The following is a 16,081-nucleotide window of genomic DNA, read 5'->3' as shown; positions in this document are numbered from 1 at the left end:
AAATGACAATGAATAACTATTTATCTGAACAGGAGGCCCGAAGGGCTGTCCTGGATGTGGGAAAACGTATCTATGACAGAGGCTATGTGGCTGCCAATGACGGCAATATCAGCTGCAGAATCAATGACAACACTATCCTGGTGACGCCCACAGGTGTTTCCAAAGGGTTCATGCATCCGGATGCACTGGTAAAAATGAATCTGGACGGAACGGTCCTGGACGGAGGAAAGCCATCCTCAGAAGTAAAGATGCATCTGCGGGTCTATCAGGAAAATCCCGATATAACAGGCGTGGTCCACGCTCACCCGGCAGCTGCCACCAGCTTTTCCGTCATGGGAATGGAGATGAAAAAGCCGGTTGTGGCAGAAGCCGTGCTGGTAACAGGCAACATCCTGATTGCACCTTACGCCAAGCCCGGAACCTACGGCGTACCAGACAGCATCGCGCCTTTTATCAGCCGCTACAACGCTGTCCTGCTGGCCAACCACGGCGCCCTGAGCTGGGGAAAGGACCTTTACCAGGCCCTTTACCGCATGGAGGCCCTGGAACACCAGGCCGGCATCCTGTTCCGCTCTCTTATCCTGGCCCATATCACGGGCCGCGAAGTTCCGTATCTCTCCGGGGAAGCCCTGGACGGCCTGGTGCAAATCCGGGAAGGAATGGGAATCCATACAGGGGGAACCCCGGAGAATTAATTGTTCCGGCTATGTTCAAACCGCCTCACAAACCGCATCCCCTCATAGACACGGACCGGATTCCCCCGTTCCAGCCTTGCGTGTTCCATCCGCGCAAGGCTTTTTTCCTTCTGCCGGTTCCGGGCGTTCATCTCCGCCAGTATGCAGCACAGCCGGTTCATGGCAATCTGTTTATTCATATGCTGGCTCCTGGCCTGGGTTGACACCACGGCCGTGCCCGTGGGTATGTGTATGGCCCGAACCCCTGTCTCCACCTTATTTACATGCTGCCCGCCAGCCCCCTTAAATCCCGGTCCGTCTCAAACACCACAGAGGCCATGCATCCTGGTTTCTTACCGGGCACACAGCTCACAAGGCGCACATCCCCTGCTTCCCTTCTCAGTTCTTCATAGAGCATGGCAGGGGCCAGCTCGCATTCCGCCGGCCCCTGGCCGGAACTAATCTGTACTCTCATGGGCACCCTCCTATCCCTTAAAGGTAATCAGGGGGCGCAGGGTGGCTGCTATATCTATCAGTCCGTACTCCTGCAATACTCCCATAACCTGTTCCACATTTTTATATGCCTCCGGCGCCTCCGCAAACAGCAGATTGGTATCGTGGCAGACCACCCGGCTCTTAAGTCCTGTGCAGCGGATGGAATACCGGTCGTACTTTTGGTCTATACGGCTTTTACAGATACTCCTGGCCCATTTTCTTCCTGCGCCATGGGATAAGGAATCTAATGACACAGCCGTGTCCTCCCTTGGGATACATACATAAGCCAGGCTCCCCCTGGACCCCGGAATCACCACAGCCCCCTTACGGGCCGATACACTGCCCTTCCTGTGCAGAAGACCGGCCTCCGTCCTTTCCAGATAATTGTGGCAGCTGTCCATAAGCAGACCCGGCTCAGAGGAGCTTCCCAGCCATGTCAGCAGCTTTTCCGCCACTGACATCCGGTTCCGCTCTGCCCACATGAAAGCCCGGTCATGCTCTGCCATATACTCCTCCGCCCGAACAGAGCCATCCTCCAGCCCCGCGGGCTCAAAGAAACGCGACAGGATATCCTGGCCGTATCCCCTGGAGCCGCAATGGATTAGCAGCAGAATCCGGCCTGTGCAAAGTCCCAGGTCCCCTGCCGCGTCTTTATCATAAATCCGCTCCACACATTGAAACTCTGCAAAGTGATTTCCTCCGCCCAGGGTCCCTAAATCCCGTATGGGGCACTCCTCCCCATATGGATTGGGAAATGGAATGTCCTCCAGCTCCCGGATGGCCTCCAGTCTGGATACCCATTTTTCCTGTCTGAACTTCTTTTCCTTTATCCCTGTGTCAAAGAGACTCATACCGCAGCCAATATCATTTCCCAGGAGATGGGGATATAAGATTCCCCTGGTCAGGACAGCGGTTCCCACAGGTATCCGTCCGGGGTGCAGGTCCGGAAGTCCCACTGCCTTCACCACGCCCGGAAGCCGGCTCACCGCCAAAAGCTGGTCCTTTGCCGCCTGCTCCACCCAATTCCTGCTGCTGCTGATTAATATGCATTTTTCTTTTTCCAAATTAAATTCTCCTTCATAAGCTGACAGCGCGGCCTTATACGTCTGTCATTTTCCCTAAAAAAGGGTACAAAAAAACACGACAACAAGCCGTGCGCATCAAAAAAACATAGTATGCCGCTTCCTGTCCTATGGTTCTGTTATACTGTTTTTACCTCTGTTCTGCCATTACGCTCTGCCAACATAACAACCACTCCTTTTCTTATGAAGGATTTGCTTCCCCCGTATTCTGTATTATACTATAATCGTAACCCGGCAAAATGTCAATCCCATATTCACAGGCCCAGCCATTCCTGCCGGAAGACGTTGAAAACGATATTTTATATCATTGCACATACCGGGGTATATTAAATGCTGTGTATGAAACGCAAACAAGCAAGGAGGAATTTATGAAGAGAAGAGGAAAATGCCGCACAGCCATAGCCTTAACGGCCCTTACTTTGGCATCCGCCGTAACCATCACCGGATGCTCCGGCCCGGGACAGACACAAACAGAGACGGAAAGCCCGGCCCAAATCACGGCCGGCCCGGCCGGCCATCAGCAGGAAAACCAGAAGCAGCCTGACAGCGGCCAAATCTCTGAAGGTCCGGCAGACTATACGGATAATTTCTATGACGCGGTAAACCATACCACCCTGGAAAGCTGGGAAATACCGGATGAACAGGCTGATATGAGCTGGTTCAGGAAAGCGCGGGAGGACAATTATATAAAGGTAAATGACCTGATAAGCCAGGCCTCATCCACAGCAGGGCAGGCAGGGCAGGAGACAGGCAGCGACCTGTACAACATACGCGCTCTGAACCTGACCGGCCTTGACAGGGAAACCAGGGACAGGGAGGGATACGGCCGGACGGCCGGAGCCTTTCGAAAGGAAGTGGATGCAGCGGGCTCTGTGGCGGAGCTTCTGAACGCATGCCTCCGGTTCCAGAGGGATACGGGTCTGTCCAGTCTTATGGGCTGGTATTATGGCGGTGACAGCGGGGACTCCGCAGTAAAGGTTCTCTGTCTTGCACAGCCGGATTCCGGTCTCAGGAGGGAAGTCTGGTTTTCCGAAGATGCATCCAACCAGAAGCGGGTGGAGGAATACAAAAAATATCTGGCAAAGCTCCATGAAATCAACGGCCTGAGCCCTGATGAGGCAAAGGAAACCGTTGCCCGGGTAACGGATATGATGAAGGAGCTGGCATCCTCCGCCCTTAAAATAGAAGAAGTCTATGATGCGGAAAAAACATACAATGTGTACACAGCCGCCCAGGCGGCGGACCTGTATTCCGGCGCCCTTCCCTTCAGCCTGCTGGACAGTATATTCGGCATACAGGAAGATGAAAAAACAGTTGTGTCCCAGCCGGATGCCTGCATAAAGCTTGGAAGCTATCTCAGGGAAGAAAATCTTCCCCTGCTGAAAGAATATGTGAAAACCTGTCTCTATTCAGACCTGTCCATGATAACAGACACCGCCTCTCTGGCCGCTGCCCAGGAGTACCAGACCGCAGCAGGAGGCATTAAAAAGAAAAAGGGGTTTGAGCGGACAGTGTCTGAAACAGTCCAGGAAAAACTGGGTTTCCAGTGCGGCCGTGTATTTTGTGATGCCTATTTTAACGAGGAGGCCAAACAGGATGCGGCCTCCATCATCCGGCAAATCATAGATGTATATGACAACCGCCTTGCCCATATGGATTGGATGACCGAATCCACCCGCCAGGAGGCAAGGAAGAAGCTGAGGGCCATCACGGTCAAGGTGGGGTATCCCGACGAATGGCCCCAGGACAAGTACAGCCTTGCTCTGAAAACACCGGATGAGGGCGGGGTCTACATTGACAATATCATGGATATTTTAAAGGCATCCCAGGATTACGCCTTTAAGACCCGGCATGACCCGGTGGACCGGGAAGAATGGGGCATGACTCCCCAGACAGTCAACGCCTATTACAACCCCGGAAACAACGAAATCGTATTTCCGGCCGGAATCCTTCAGGCCCCGTTTTATGACCCGGAGGCTGCGCCGGTCACTAATCTGGGAGGCATCGGAGCTGTTATCGGCCATGAAATAACCCATGCCTTTGACACAAGCGGTTCCCAGTATGATGAAAAGGGCAACCTGCGGGATTGGTGGACCGCCCAGGATAAACAGCGTTTCAGGGAGCTGGCCCAAAAGGTCATTGACTACTATGATACCATGGAAGTAAACGGCATCAAAGTAAACGGCTCCCTGAGCGTCACGGAGAATATCGCTGACCTGGGCGGCGTTTCCTGCATCACTGAAATAGCCCGGGAAAAGGGCTATGACCTGAAGGAGCTGTATCACGCCTACGGTGTCATATGGGCCACCAAATACAGGGATGAATACCTTTCCTATATCATGACCAACGATACCCATTCACCGGGCATCACCAGGGTAAACGCCGTGCTGTCCGCCACCGACGGCTTTTATGCTGCCTTTGGCGTAAAGGAGGGTGACGGCATGTACCGCAGGCCGGAGGACCGGCCTCACATCTGGTAGGAAAATTTTATGGGCCTGTCCATATGCCTGTAAATGTACCTGCAGATATTCCCGTAAATACACCCATAAATATCACTGACCGGAAGGCGGCTGCCTTCCGGTCCTCTGTTATTCTCTTCACTCTTCTTTCTTCTTCCTGACAATCAGCCAGATAATTACAAACCCGGTACATAAAATCATGACCTGAACAACAAGGATGACACAAATGCCTCCCAGTACCAGAAGACCCACCGCCCTTAAACCGCTGTCAGAGCTCTCCCCGGGCTTCCTCTCTTCCCGGCCCGTCTCCCCCTGCGGCAGGGCATCGGCGCCCTGGCCGTCCTGCTCCAGTCCCTGGAGCCTGCGCACGTCCCCTGCCAGGGATTCCAGGTCCCTGCTGTCAAACACATCCCGCAGCCCCGAGCGGTACATGGTATCGCGGTAGGAGGCATCCAGTCCTTCATTCAACAGTGCCATGTAGGTGTCCACAGCGCTATCCCAGTCCCTCCGGGACATGGACCACAGGTCAAGGGCTGACAGGGCCGAGGTTCCATATCCCATATAGTACAGGGGACTGTAAAACAGATGAGACACATCCACCCAGTCATAGCACACACCATCATCGTAGACATCATAATACCATCCATGATAGGAGTCCTGTATCTCCTTAAAGGTGCGGTTCATGTCCTCCAGACTCATGTCCGGCTCCCTGTAAACAGCTTCCTCAAATTCCTGCAGCATACAGGACATGATTGTCACATACAGCATATCCGTAACGGACTCAAACTCAAAAGCCTCCACCCCCTGCCCCAGCATATCCGCTGCATACTGGTTGGCCAGCATTTCCAGCCCCTGGGACTGGACCTCGCACACATCCACACTGTATCCCTGGAACAATTCAGGCACCGAATTATAATAATAGGCGCTGAAGTGCCCGAACTCATGAATCAGGGACTGGTAATCCGTAAATGTATGGGTTCTGTTAATGAAAATAAATGCGTCACCATAGCTTGGAAGCCCTACGGTATAATTATTGTCCACCCGGTCCTGGCCGTCTTCCCCGGACTGGATGTCATACAGCTCATTTTCCTTCATGTACTGAAAAATATCACCCAGTTCAGGACTCACGGACCCCATAGCCGTGCCAACTGCATTGAGTATGTCCTCCGCAGAGCTCTCTTCCAGAAGGTCCAGGGAATCATAGGATTCCTGGGCCACATCCTTATACCAGATGTCATTATTCAGCGGGACAATACTGGTCTTCACATCTGAACAAAGCCCTTCCGCATCCTGCAGGGTATAGTCTCTTCCATAGACAGCCTCAAAAGAATACTGGGCATAGTTATCATAGCCCTTAAGCCCGGCTATCTGGCGGCGCACCTGAACCAGCTCCCTGAACTTGGTGCCCAGCACCCGGTTCTTTTCCCTGACCAGCGCATCCTCCACCTCTGAGTACCGGCTGGTGTCCAGGTCTGTTTCCCGTTCCAGACGGCTGTAGCTCCATTGTCCGTCCTCAAGCTCCACTGTAAAGTCACCGGCAGCCAGTTTGTCATACTCCCTTAGAAGCTCCTGCTCCTTCCGGTTCAGCTCAGTCAGTTCACCGGAATTTTCCCTGTAATATTCGATGTAAGGCGCATTTTCAATCCCCATCCTATCCGCCAGGATTTTCTTATAGGAGGAGTTCATTCCCTTCTTAAGGCAGGCCGCGGCCTTATCCCCCATCTCTGAGTAAATGTCCGTGGTATATGCCTGCTCTGCAGCGGCAGCTTCATCCGATACATCCCTGTCGTATTTCAGCTGGGCCATATAGGTCAGGGTAGCCAGACGGTCGTACTCATCCACAATGGCATCATAGAGCCTCAGCACCTCCTCGTCCTGCCCGTCCACGGCGCAGGCCTGTTCAAAATCAGCCATGGCCTGTTCCATCACAGCCGGGTCATAGTGCTCATACGGCCTTTCGGAATAGGGAACACCTTCATGGACCTTCCCGCCGTCTCCAAAAGAAGCTGCCGGGCCATAGAGATTGTCTGAGCGGCGGCCGGCTGCCTGACCTGCCAGACTTCCCCGGGCAGCGCCACAGGCGGCAATGGACAGTGTCATCACCAATGTCAGGGCCAGTGCTGGCCAGCGCCTTATATTCCGTTTCCACTTCTCTTTACTCACAGCAGGCCCTCCTTACATATTATGGTATATGTCTATTGTAACATCCCGGGCGCTTTACCGCCAGGTGAATATAAGTATGTTTGGCCATTCATTACAGCCGCCTAATCCCCGGTCAGCCAGCCTTCCTCCTCAGGAAGCAGGAAATAGTTGTTATCCCTGTCCGAGTCGGCAATCATGGCATCCAGTTCCCGAATCAGGTAGCTGTCCGGCATGTTCCTCTCCCAGAACCGGTATCCCTTAGTGCTCTTTATACCCCTGGTGTCAATCTCCCGCCCAGCATAGTAATCAATGTACACACCCGCATAGGTGGCTGCCATGGAATGTTCCACATCCGCACCAAGGTTCTTCACAACGCCCCTTATCTGGTCGCTAATGAGCTTCTGTATGTACCGGTAGGACCAGTCCTCAAAATCCAGCAGGTCCGGATTAGCGCTTCCGTTTTTCCCGGCCCATGCCGATACATCCACGGACCTGGTTGCATACGAAATGCTTCCGTCCTCCTCCCATAACACCTCTCCGTACTGGCAGGGAGGTATGCTGAGGGCGTCCGTCACTATTTCCTGTATGCCGTAATCCCCATCCGGCACTCCTGGTTCGCTCTTATGCTTGCGGATACGCTGCACATGCAGATGTCCGCTGAAAAACAGGGGAAGCCGGTGCTTTTGGAGGAGGGAAATCACCTCCGCGTTGTTGTCCATGGCACACTGGGTGGTATACATCCTGCTCTGGGCCAGCAGGTTATGATGGGCAATGGGTATCACAAACACGCCCTCCTCCTCTGCTCTGTCCAGCTGTTCATCGGCCCATGCCATGGTGCTGTCCTTCAGCCTTCCCTCCACCTTGTTATCCGGCTCATACTGGCAGGAGTCCAGCATCAGGAGCCAGTTCCTGTCATCCAGGGCATAGACGTAGCTCAGCGAACCGCTGTCCCGGCTCAGCGCCTGGTCATAACCGTATTCATGGTAAATCTCGTAAAATTCAGGTCCGTCAATATAGGGAGCAGGCTCCTTCTGGGCGCCGTAGTAAACCGCGGCATTATGGTTATTGATATCATGGTTTCCCGGAATCACCAGGACCTGTATGCCGGCATCCTGGACCCTCTTAAGCCTTGCCGCCAGTTCCTCATGGTTTATGCGCTCCCCGTTCATGGTAATGTCCCCGCTGAGAACCAGGGCGGACGGCTGCTCCCGGATGACCTCATCCAGAAATGCTTCCAGAAGCTCGGGCAGATACTGCACCACCTTTCCGTCACTCCGCTCCACAAACAGCCGGAAGGCTTCCCCGCCGTCTCCCGCCGAGGCACTTTGGTAGTGTAAGTCTGTTGCCAGGATTAGCCTGGGCGGTATGTAGGGTTCCTCCGGCGCCTCCGGCGGAGTCCACATGCCGGGGAATGTCCTCTTCCACTCTTTATAGCCCTCCTGCCTGATTACCTCATCCTGGGGTTCCCGGGCCTGGGAATCCGTAGCAACTGCCGTTCCAGCCTGTTCCCCCTGTTCCTCTCCGTTTCCCCCTCCTCCGGTGCTCTCAGACACCTCTGCGCGTTCCCTGCTCTCAACCGGTACAGGCCCCGAAGGCTCCATTAATGTCTTTAAAACGTGCAGTACCCCGAAGCATGCCATGAATACCATGGCATACATCAGGGCACTTATCATCCAGGTCTTTCTCTTCATGCAGTCTGCTCTTTCCGTATCAAGTCTTGCTGTGTTATATTATGCCCAGTTCCTTCATGGCATACGCGATTCCGTCCTCATCCACATCCTTTGTCTCAAACGTTGCGTAGGGCTCCAGCACTTCGTCATGCTTTCCCATCAGGATACAGTTCCGGGCGTAGCGGAACATGGCAAGGTCATTGCCGCTGTCACCGAACACATACGCGTCATCCAGGGAGATGCCGTAATGTTTTAATACCAAATCAATGGCCGTTGCCTTGGAATGTCCTCTGGGCACACATTCATATTCCCCGCCGCCGCGGTCTATGATTTCCATATCCCTGAGCCGTCCAAACAGTTCCTTGGGCCTGCTGTTTTCACCTGAAAGAAGATAGAATTTATCAAAGTCATAACCATCGTCTTCCCAGTCATATTCGGACAGACAGTCCGATTTCCTGAGAGCGTTCTTCAGCTCCTCCACCCTTGGAATGGGCGACAGGGACCTGTGGACATGAATTCCATCCCATGCCTCAAGGGCTCCGTCCAGTCCGCATTCATCAATATGCCTCTTGATTTCCAGCCCTCTCTCATGGGGAATGTGGTAGCTGTACATCACCCGGCCCTCTGCAAGTATATAGGTCCCGCAGCCGCACAGATAACCATCCGCCTCCACCAGGTCCTTAATATCGCCCAGGTGGGCATATACGCGGCCCGTATTGATAAACACCAGATGTCCCTGTCTCCGTGCCTCCTTCAGCGCCTGTACCGCACTCTCAGGAACCCTCCGCGTCTTCTCAGACAGGAGGGTTCCGTCAATATCGTAAAATAAAGCCTTTGTTCTTTTATTCATCATCTCTGAACACAATGGTCTGTTTCTCCTCATCCATGCTTTCCACGATTGCCAGTGACTCCAGCCGGATACCCTCTGAACGGAGCAAATCTCCGCCTACCTGGAATCCCTTCTCAATCACAATGCCCGCTCCCACCAGCTCTGCGCCGGAATCCCGTACCAGGGCAGCCAGGCCTTCCAGGGCCTTTCCATTGGCAAGGAAGTCATCGATAAGCAGCACCTTGTCGCCGGCTCCCAGAAACTCCCTTGACACGATGATGTCATAGACCCTGCCGTGGGTGTAGGACTCCACCTTGGTGGTATAAACTTCACCTGCAATATTCTTGGTCTGGGTCTTCTTGGCAAATACAACCGGTACATCAAAATACTGGGCCACAATACATGCAATTCCGATTCCGGAGGCCTCGATGGTAAGAATCTTCGTGACCTCCACATCAGCAAACCTGCGCTTAAATTCTTTTCCAATCTCTCCAAAAAGCTTAATATCCATCTGATGGTTCAAGAAACTGTCCACCTTCAGAACGTTTCCGGCTTTTATCTTGCCATCCCTGCGTATCCTGTCCTTTAAAATCTGCATGTACGAGTCCTCCTTCTTCTTTTGGCAATCCTTCTTTACTGTGCGGCAGATGTCTCTGCAGCTGTTGTTTCTTCCGGAGCCGTTGTCTCCTCTGCGGCAGTGGTTTCCTCTGCGGCAGCTGTCTCCTCTGCGGGCGCAGATGTATCCTGGGCTTCATTGACCGCGTTGTCTGCCATGAACTTCATAACCTTCTGGTTCAGGGCCATCTCATCCAGGGTCTCCTGGCCGAAATATTCCACAGCTGACTCCAGGGTCTGTCCGTTCATCTCAGCAAACGCCTGACGGTCCGCATCCTCCAGGGTGATGCCCTCCAGCTCGGCAACCTTAAGGATGACCAGCTGGTTTTTCACATCGTCTTTCACGGATGCATAGACAGCTTCCTGTAATCCCGGCACATCCATGCCGTTGGCCTTAGCCATACCGGCCAGGTTGGTTCCATACATCTTGGCCTGCTCTTCATACTGCTTAATACGGTCATTATAGCGTCTGGAAAGAGTATTCTTGTTCAGCTTGAACTTGGAATTTTCAACCACGTTCTTAAGTACAAACTGCTGAATCTGAAGGTCTGCGGACTGCTGCTTCTGCTTTAAGAGGTCTTCCTTAATGCTGGCCCTGTACTCGTCCACGGTCTTAAAATCAGATACACTCTGTACAAATGCATCATCCAGTACAGCTGACTGCTTTTCCTTCACTGAATTCACAGTAACCTCAAATACAACAGCCTGGCCTGCCAGGGCTTTCTCACTGTAATCCTCCGGGAATGTCAGGTTCAGTTCCTTCTTATCGCCCTTCTTTGTGCCAACCAGTCCGTCCTCAAATCCGGCAATCATCCTGCCGGAGCCAAGAGTCAGGTCCTGTCCCTGGCCGGTGCCGCCTGCAAATTCCACTCCGTCCTGTTTTCCCACATAATCAATATTGACAATGTCGCCTTCCGCCGCCGGCCTGTCCACTTCCACAATGTTCGGATTCTGGCTGAGCACCTGGTTGATTCTTGACTCCACCTCTGCATCGGTTACCATGACAGCCGGTACATTGACTTTCACGCCCTTATACTCTGCCAGCTCGACTGTGCCCAGGTTTTCCTTTCCTTCTGTCTGGCCGGCCCCGCAGCCTGTCATGATGGAGGCTGCAACCAGTCCGCATAAACATATGAGTGCTAATTTTTTCATTTTACATATCCCTTTTCTATCCTGATTTCACACGCAGGGCGTCAAATTATCCTTATTTTTCCAGTCATCCCCAAAAAGCGTGCGCTGTACATAGTTATATCATACCTGTCCGTGAAAAAAAAGACTTTCCACCAATTTCATGAAAATTTAAGTACCGCTTTATGAAGGCTATTTATAGAACGCCCTAAAGGCCTTATACGTATTATAGACATCCAGTTTGGAAGCCAGCTCAAACGGAGAATGCATGGACAGGATGGGCACTCCCAAATCCACGGTATCCACATCCATATGGGCCACGAACTGGGCAATGGTTCCGCCGCCGCCCACATCCACGGCTCCCAGCTCACCGGCCTGCCAGTACACGCCCTCCTCCTCCATAATGGCAATAACCTTTGCCATGGTCTCGGCGCTGGCGTCGTTGGAACCGGATTTTCCCCTGGCCCCCGTATACTTGGTCAGCACACAGCCTTTGTTGATATAGCTGGTATTGCGGCCTTCGTACACATCCGGGAAACCGGGGTCAAACGCAGCGTTCACATCCGAGGAAAGGCACAGGGATTTGCGCAGCACCTCCCTTGGGCTGACGCCTGCCTGTTCCGCCAAATCCTCTATGTAATGAAGCACAAAATCCGAATTCAGGCCCGTGTTGCCGGTGGAGCCGATTTCCTCCTTGTCAGCCAGAATGGTCACTGTCGTATGGGCCGGCTTCTTTGCATCTATCTCAGCTGTCAGGGCCGTGTACGCGCATACCCTGTCGTCCTGGCCGTAAGCGCCTATCATGCTGGTATCGAACCCAACGTCCCTGGCCTTTACAGCGGGAACCATTTCAATCTCAGCCCGGAAAAAGTCCTTTTCCGTGATGCCGTATTTCTCATTCAGAAGGCTTAAGGCCATCAGCTTCACGGGCTCCTTTACCTCCTCATCCTGGAACGGCAGAGAGCCAACCACAATATTCAGCTCCTCGCCCTTAAGCCCGTCTTTTAACGGGCGCTCGTTCTGCTTGGCGGCCAGATGGGGAAGCAGGTCCGTTACGCAGAACACAGGCTCCTTCTCATCCTCTCCTATGGAAACCTCTTGAATCTCTCCGTTTTTCTTCACCACCACGCCGTGCATAGCCAGCGGAATGGTTCCCCACTGGTATTTGCGGATGCCGCCGTAATAATGGGTCTTAAAAAACGCAATATCCTCCTTTTCATAAAGGGGATTGGGCTTTAAATCCAGTCTGGGGGAATCAATATGGGCTCCGTTGATTCTCAGCCCCTGGTCCAGAGGTTTTTTGCCAAATGTGGTGGCAATCAGAGACTTGCCGCGGTTCACATAATACACCTTGTCTCCCGGCTCATAGGATTCACCGGAGTCAAAGGGCTTATAGCCAGCCTTCTTAAGCATTTTTACCGCTTCCTTTACACACTCCCGCTCTGTCTTTCCTGCATCCAGAAACGCCTTATAACCCTCGCAGTATTTAAACGCCTTTTCCGTCTGCTCCGGTTTATCCTTTCCAATATGAGGGAACGCCCATGATAGCTGTTCCTGTAATTCCTGTCCTTTTGTCTTCTTAGCCATTATTATCCTCCTGGTATACTTTATTTATATAATCTGATGCTTTGCTGACTTATATTATGACCCTTCCTCTGTCTATAACTCAAATGTGCGCCTGCGCCCTGGGCCCCGGCCCGGACTGCCGCCGTGCCTCGCATCCAGCAAAAGGGCGGAGGACTGGGCGTCCCCGGCCCTGGCAGCCGCGTCTACCATTTTCTTCATCTCAGCGTCTCCCAGCCGGGACGACCGGGCCATGAAGCCCAGAATATCCCGCTCCCCGCGCTGAATCAGTCCCTCTGCGCCTTCCCCGGCATGAAGCCTCACATACTCCCAGTACTCATTCTCTGCATGTTCCCTTAAACCATAGGGCCAGTACAGGCGGTACAGGGCCAGGCGCACGGACAGCTCCGGCTTTTCCTGGACCTTTACATGGGGAAACAGCCTGTCATACTCATCGAAGCGGAAATCCCCTCCCTCAAAACAGTACCGGTACATGTGGCCGCAGCCGTGCATCTCCCTCATAATGATGCGGGCCGGCGTATTTTCCACCGACTCCTCAAAAAATTCCGGAAATATAAGCTTTGCCAGAAGCGTCCCGGAACTGTCCCTGTAATTCACAATCAGGGTCTGGTGAAGCTCCGACAGAATGTCCTTAAAGCAGGACTTCCGGTCCTCTGCAATGCGGATATCCAGGTATTCCAGGCCCGTACAGCCTGTAAATACCCCGGCTCCCCAGTCCTCCACCGCACTGCTGCAGGATAGCTTCCTGAGCCCGCAGCAGTTGTAGAAGCCATAAGCCCCCACCTTCCTGACGGTATCCGGCAGGCTGATTTCCTCTACCTGGCTGCCGCAAAGCTCCGGCTCTCCCCGGTACTCACCGGGCGGCGGTTCCCGCCTGCGGACCGTATCCGAAAAAATGTACCCTGCCAGCTCTGTCACCGGCAGTCCTCCCGCGGTGTCCGGAATCTCCAGAATCTTGTCCAAACCATAACAACGCTGGAGGCAGACCCCGTCCAGCGTCTTTTCATATAATAATCTCATGGTATCAGTTTAATCAGTTTAGGGGATTTTTTCAAGACTATTTTACTTCCAGAAAAAATATTCCAAAAAATATACCGGGACGCCTGCCTCTTCCGATGCCTGCTTCCCGGTATATCCCGGAACATGTACGGAAACAGTATTCCGCCATGCCCGGCCCGATTCGTCCCATTCGGGCCCTCCTATTCATCCACAAACCGGTACCCCACGCCCACCTCTGTGAGTATGAACCTGGGATTGGCTGTGTTATCCTCAATCTTTCTCCGTATATTGGCCATAAACACCCGCAGCGACTGGTAATCGTCCGTTGTGTCATATCCCCACACCTCCTGCTGGATATAGTGGTGGGTCAGCACCTTGCCGCTGTTGTTTACCAGAAGGACCACCATCTTGTATTCCAGGGGAGTCAGATGCACCTCCTGGTCATGGACGTACAGTTTGCGCTTTTCAAAATCCAGCCGGAAATAATCCAGACAGAATTCCTGTTCCTGGCGGTTTACCGAGGAACTCTTATGGCGCAGCCCCACGCGGATTCTGGCCAGCAGCTCCTCCGCACTGAAGGGCTTGGTCACATAGTCGTCCGCTCCCTGGTCCAGGGCATTGATTTTCTCCCGTTCCTGCCCTCTGGCGGAAACCACGATAACAGGCACATCGGACTTCTGCCGGATTTGCCGCAGCACCTCCATGCCGTCAATATCCGGCAATCCCAAATCCAGAAGTATCAGGTCCGGATGGTCCGCATAAAAGAGGGATATGCCGGACAGTCCGTTATCAGCCAGTATATAGGAGTATCCCCTTGTTTTCAGGGATATTTTCATAAAATTCTGTATGCTCTTGTCATCCTCAATGACAAGGATTGTTGTCTCATTCATCCTTCTTGTCCTCCATTGGCATTGATACCTCGAATACAGCGCCCCCCTTGGGGCTGTTGTAAGCCCGGATGGTCCCGCCCTGGGCCTCCACCATGGCCTTGCATATGGTAAGCCCCAGTCCCACGCCCCGCTGCTTATCGCCGTTTTCATAGGCCGTGGTAAAAAAATTATCAAAAATCTTATCTATCTTACCGTCCGGAAGTCCTATCCCATTATCCGCCACCACAAACTTAAGACAATTTCCATCCTGCCTCACGCTGAGGGTCACTGTGGTATTGGCCCCGGAATGGCGGAACGCATTGTCCAGGAGATTGACCAGAACCTGGATAAACAGTCTTCCGTCCACCGCTACCAGCAAGATGTCCTCCGGCGTCTCCATCCTCAGGGTGTGGTTTCCCACCCGGTTGGACACCAGCCGCACGGCGGAGGACACAAGGTCATCCACCACTTCCTTCTTCTTATTGATATCCAGACGTCCCTCCTGGATTCGCGTCAGGTTCAGCAGGTTTTCCACCATGGTGCTGAGCCATTCGGAGTCCGAGCATATATCCTTCAGCATGCTTTTAATGGTGGCCTCATCCATGATTCCCAGATTATCCAAAAGGAAGCCGGCGCTGCCAGTGATTCCCGTAAGGGGCGTGCGCAGGTCGTGGGAAATACTTCTTAAAAGAGTGCTCTTTAACCGTTCCCGCTCCACCTGAATCCTGGTGTTTTCCTTCTCACGGCTGAGCAGTTCCCGCTCAATGACCAGCGTAAGCTGGGAAATGACCGTATCCACATATATTTTTTCTTCCTCGCTCAGGGTCCAGCCCTCACAGTCAAATATAATCACGCCGTAGGTCTTTTCCCGGTTGCGGATGGGGACGTACAGTCCATTGTCATCCGGAAACTGGCATTCACCATGGCCGCACGGAATGGACTGGCGGCAGCACCACTCAGCCATATAATCAGAAAATTCTTCCTTCTCGTCCTCCTTCAAAAGGACGCTCACCGGCTTCCCCGTCAGATTAGACAGGCTTTCCTCGCTGTACTCCTTAATCTGCTGGTAGCCGGACAGGTTCAGGAATCCGCTTCCTATCTCATTCATCCTGGCTGTAATCTCTCTCTTCTTGTTGGCAATCTGCATCTGTTTCTGCAGCTTCACCACCAGGGTGGCCACAATGGAAGCCGCTGCCACAAAGATAATGGACGACACCACGTAGTTCACATCATCCATATGGAACGTAAGCTTTGGCTCCGTAAACAGATAATTGAATGTAAATGTAAAAACAATGGCAGCGCACAGGGCCCATGCCAGGCTGCTGGTGGCCAGTATGCTGATGAGCACTCCCAGCAAATATACCAAAAGCAGGTTCTCCGCCCTGATTCCGCAGCTGTCCAGAACAATGGCCAGTATGGTGGATATCACCCATATGACAGCCATCTTTGCGCAGGCCTTTACAAAATCCAGCACCCAGTCCCAACTATATGACATAAATCCTCTTACGCTCCCTCTTCCTGTCTCTGTGCTGTCT

At 53.0% G+C, this 16,081-nt stretch carries 15 protein-coding genes; 2 read left to right on the top strand and 13 right to left on the bottom strand.

Features of this window, described 5'->3' with window-relative positions:
• Window positions 1-8 precede the first annotated feature (8 nt).
• On the top strand, window positions 9-695 hold the full coding sequence (locus I2H39_RS20650; RefSeq protein ID WP_138306483.1) for a class II aldolase/adducin family protein: 687 nt from the start codon (window positions 9-11) through the stop codon (window positions 693-695).
• Here I2H39_RS20650 and I2H39_RS29680 read toward each other — a convergent pair.
• The 3 genes from I2H39_RS29680 to I2H39_RS20640 are packed head-to-tail and all read right to left on the bottom strand — an operon-like array spanning window position 692 to window position 2,233.
• Window positions 692-949, bottom strand: coding sequence for a peptide chain release factor-like protein (locus I2H39_RS29680; RefSeq protein ID WP_330641089.1), 258 nt, complete (start codon window positions 947-949; stop codon window positions 692-694). The genes I2H39_RS20650 and I2H39_RS29680 overlap by 4 nt on opposite strands.
• Window positions 950-954: 5 nt before the next feature.
• The gene (locus tag I2H39_RS29675) at window positions 955-1,149 is read right to left on the bottom strand and encodes a hypothetical protein (RefSeq protein WP_330641090.1); all 195 of its coding nucleotides are present in this window, start codon (window positions 1,147-1,149) and stop codon (window positions 955-957) included.
• Between the two features lie 10 nt (window positions 1,150-1,159).
• Window positions 1,160-2,233: an RNA ligase RtcB family protein gene (locus tag I2H39_RS20640; protein ID WP_195627417.1), complete on the bottom strand. Its 1,074-nt coding sequence runs from the start codon at window positions 2,231-2,233 to the stop codon at window positions 1,160-1,162.
• Window positions 2,234-2,619: 386 nt separating this feature from the next.
• Here I2H39_RS20640 and I2H39_RS20635 point away from each other — a divergent pair, with 386 nt between their 5' ends.
• Window positions 2,620-4,731, top strand: a complete 2,112-nt coding sequence (locus I2H39_RS20635) for a M13 family metallopeptidase (protein WP_195627416.1) — start codon at window positions 2,620-2,622, stop codon at window positions 4,729-4,731.
• Between the two features lie 117 nt (window positions 4,732-4,848).
• Here I2H39_RS20635 and I2H39_RS20630 read toward each other — a convergent pair whose 3' ends face one another.
• The 10 genes from I2H39_RS20630 to I2H39_RS20590 form a co-directional block, all read right to left on the bottom strand.
• Window positions 4,849-6,873, bottom strand: coding sequence for a M3 family metallopeptidase (locus tag I2H39_RS20630; protein ID WP_195627415.1), 2,025 nt, complete (start codon window positions 6,871-6,873; stop codon window positions 4,849-4,851).
• A gap of 101 nt (window positions 6,874-6,974) precedes the next feature.
• Complete coding sequence (locus tag I2H39_RS20625; protein ID WP_195627414.1) at window positions 6,975-8,543, bottom strand: metallophosphoesterase; 1,569 nt, start codon at window positions 8,541-8,543, stop codon at window positions 6,975-6,977.
• 34 nt (window positions 8,544-8,577) lie between these two features.
• Window positions 8,578-9,372 carry an HAD-IIB family hydrolase gene (locus I2H39_RS20620; protein WP_347563791.1) on the bottom strand — a complete coding sequence of 265 codons (795 nt, stop codon included), beginning with the start codon at window positions 9,370-9,372 and terminating at the stop codon, window positions 8,578-8,580.
• Window positions 9,365-9,949, bottom strand: a complete 585-nt coding sequence (locus I2H39_RS20615) for a xanthine phosphoribosyltransferase (RefSeq protein WP_138306478.1) — start codon at window positions 9,947-9,949, stop codon at window positions 9,365-9,367. The genes I2H39_RS20620 and I2H39_RS20615 overlap by 8 nt, the downstream gene beginning before the upstream one ends.
• Before the next feature lie 35 nt (window positions 9,950-9,984).
• Window positions 9,985-11,118 (bottom strand): trigger factor, encoded by a 1,134-nt coding sequence (gene tig / locus I2H39_RS20610; protein WP_195627413.1) that lies wholly within the window; start codon window positions 11,116-11,118, stop codon window positions 9,985-9,987.
• Between the two features lie 168 nt (window positions 11,119-11,286).
• Window positions 11,287-12,681 carry an aminopeptidase gene (locus I2H39_RS20605; protein ID WP_195627412.1) on the bottom strand — a complete coding sequence of 465 codons (1,395 nt, stop codon included), beginning with the start codon at window positions 12,679-12,681 and terminating at the stop codon, window positions 11,287-11,289.
• A gap of 72 nt (window positions 12,682-12,753) precedes the next feature.
• The gene (locus tag I2H39_RS20600) at window positions 12,754-13,698 is read right to left on the bottom strand and encodes a leucine-rich repeat protein (RefSeq protein WP_195627411.1); all 945 of its coding nucleotides are present in this window, start codon (window positions 13,696-13,698) and stop codon (window positions 12,754-12,756) included.
• Window positions 13,699-13,735: 37 nt separating this feature from the next.
• A complete protein-coding gene (locus tag I2H39_RS29520; protein ID WP_264469655.1) occupies window positions 13,736-13,867 on the bottom strand; it encodes a hypothetical protein in 132 nt (43 codons plus the stop codon).
• A gap of 10 nt (window positions 13,868-13,877) precedes the next feature.
• Window positions 13,878-14,567, bottom strand: a complete 690-nt coding sequence (locus tag I2H39_RS20595) for a response regulator transcription factor (protein ID WP_138306474.1) — start codon at window positions 14,565-14,567, stop codon at window positions 13,878-13,880.
• Window positions 14,560-16,041 (bottom strand): ATP-binding protein, encoded by a 1,482-nt coding sequence (locus I2H39_RS20590; RefSeq protein WP_138306473.1) that lies wholly within the window; start codon window positions 16,039-16,041, stop codon window positions 14,560-14,562. The genes I2H39_RS20595 and I2H39_RS20590 overlap by 8 nt, the downstream gene beginning before the upstream one ends.
• Between the last annotated feature and the right edge of the window lie 40 nt (window positions 16,042-16,081).

This window comes from Clostridium sp. 1001283B150225_161107_B6, from assembly GCF_015556325.1.
GTDB lineage: Bacteria > Bacillota > Clostridia > Lachnospirales > Lachnospiraceae > Enterocloster.
This window is presented reverse-complemented; position numbering and strand designations above follow the sequence as displayed.